This window comes from Kitasatospora sp. NPDC056531 (assembly GCF_042794375.1).
GTDB lineage: Bacteria > Actinomycetota > Actinomycetes > Streptomycetales > Streptomycetaceae > Kitasatospora.
Map to the genome: position 1 here is coordinate 1 of NZ_JBHTTU010000290.1, position 2,357 is coordinate 2,357.

Here is a 2,357-nt window from a genome sequence, read left to right on the forward strand (position 1 = left end):
CGCACGCCGTGACGGACCACCAGGTGACGGGCCACCAGGGCCCCGAGGGTGCCGGAGGCACCGGTCACCAGGACCGTACCCTCCGGGTCGATACCGCGCGGAACGGTCAGGACCACCTTACCGATATGACGGGCCTGGCTCACGTACCGGAACGCGTCCTGGATCCGGTGCACATCCCACGTCCGCACCGGCAGCGGCTGCAGCACACCCTGCTCGAACAGCGCCAGCAGCTCGCCCAGCATCTCGCCGATCCGGTCCTGACCAGCCTCGATCAGGTCGAACGCCCGATAGGCCACGCCCGGGTACGCATCCGCCACCTCGGCGGCGTCGCGCACGTCCGTCTTGCCCATCTCCAGGAACCGGCCACCACCCGGCAGCAGGTCCAGCGAGGCATCCACGAACTCGTGCGCCAGCGCGTTCAGGACCACATCCACACCCCGACCCCCGGTCAGCGCCCCGAAGCGCTCCCGGAACTCCAGCGTGCGCGAGGACGCGATCTCGGCCTCGTCCAGGCCCAGCTCGCGCAGCACGTGCCACTTGCCCGTACTCGCCGTGCCCAGCACCCGCGCCCCCAGGTGACGCGCCACCTGGACCGCGGCCATGCCCACACCACCGGCAGCCGCGTGCACCAGCACCGACTCACCCGCCCGCACACCACCCAGGTCCACCAACGCGTAGTACGCCGTCAGGAAGACCAGCGGCACCGACGCCGCCTGCGTGAACGACCACCCCTCCGGAATCCGCGCCATCAGACGGTGGTCCGTCACCGCCACCGGCCCGAACGCACCGCCCATGACACCCATCACCCGGTCGCCCGGGACGAGGTTGGTGACCGCGGATCCGACCTCCAGGACGACACCCGCCGCTTCGTTGCCGAGCAGGCCGGCGTTGCCCGGGTACATCCCCAGGGAGTTGAGCACGTCACGGAAGTTCACGCCCGCGGCCCGAACGGAGACCCGGATCTCGTTCGGCGCCAGCGCCACCTCGGCCGCGTCGCACGGCTCCAGGGAGAGACCCTCCAGGGTCGCGTTCGCGCCCTTCTCGGCACGCCAGGCGACCGTCGACGGCGCGACCAGCCCCGCGCCCGAACCGCCGGTCCGCGCCAGACGCGGCACCCACACCGTGCCACCGCGCACCGCCAACTGCGGCTCACCCGCAGCCAGCGCCCACGGCAGCACACCCGACAGCTCCTCGCCGTCGACGTCCACCAGCACGAAGCGGTCCGGGTGCTCGGACTGCGCGGACCGCACCAGGCCCCAGATCGCCGCACCCGCCAGGTCGGCCACGTCCTCGCCGACGGCAGTCGTGACCGCTCCGGTGGTCAGCAGGACCAGCCGCGAAGCGGACCAGCGCTCATCGGAGATCCAGGCCTGAACGATCTCCAGCACCTGGGCCGTGGTCTCCCGGACACCGACCAGCGGGCCCTCGACGGCGGGGGCCATCGGGAACACCACGGTCCGCGGCGCATCGGCCCCGCCGTCGACCGCCGCGGCCAACGCCGCCAGGTCCGCGAACCAGTCGACCGCCACACCCGCCAGCCCGGCGGGCACCTCGCCCAGCCAGGCCCAGCGGTCCGCGGCGTGCTCAACTGCCCTTGCCGGAGCGGTGAGCGCGGTCCAGTCGATGCGGAACAGCGAGTCCCGCCCGGCACCGGCGCCACGCGCGGCCTGGATCTGCCCGGGCGTCACCGGGCGCAGCAGCAGCGACTCCACCGCGGCGACCTGGGTGCCCGTGGTGTCGGCCACCTCCACCGAGACCGCGTCCGTGCCCGCCGGCGCCAGCCGAACACGCAGTTCCGTGGCACCGACCGCGTGCAGGGACGCGCCCGACCATGCGAACGGCAGCCAGCCCTGGGCCTCACCGCTGGTGAAGGTCCCGAGCCCCACGCCCTGGACGGCGGCGTCGAGCAGGGCGGGGTGCAGGCCGAAGCGGGCCGCCGCCGCGTGCTCGTCGGCCGGCAGCGCGACCTCGGCGAACACCTCATCGCCGCGACGCCAGGCCGCGCGCAGGCCCTGGAACACCGGGCCGTAGGCGAAACCGCGCTCGGTCAGGCGGTCGTAGAACTCCGTCACGTCAACGGTCTCGGCGTCCTGCGGCGGCCAGACGGACCAGTCGCTTGCCATGCCGGCGGTTGCTTCGACGGCCAGGGTGCCGGTGGCGTGGCGGACCCACTCGCCCTCCACAGCCTCGTCGGCACCGCCCTGGATCCGCGAGTGCAGGGTCAGCGAACGGCGGCCGGTCTCGTCCAACTCGCCGACGGCGAGCTGGATCTGGACACCACCGCGCTCGGGCACCACCAGCGGCGCCTCCAGCGTCAGCTCCTCCACGTGCTCACAACCCGCACGCTCACCGGCGCG

The 2,357-nt window shown here is 73.4% G+C and carries 1 protein-coding gene; it reads right to left on the reverse strand.

Going from position 1 to position 2,357, the window contains the following annotated elements; translation table 11 throughout:
- A partial coding sequence (locus ACFQ87_RS45705) for a polyketide synthase dehydratase domain-containing protein (RefSeq protein ID WP_380616965.1) occupies positions 1 to 2,327 on the reverse strand: 2,327 nt, incomplete at its 3' end.
- Positions 2,328 to 2,357 lie beyond the last annotated feature (30 nt).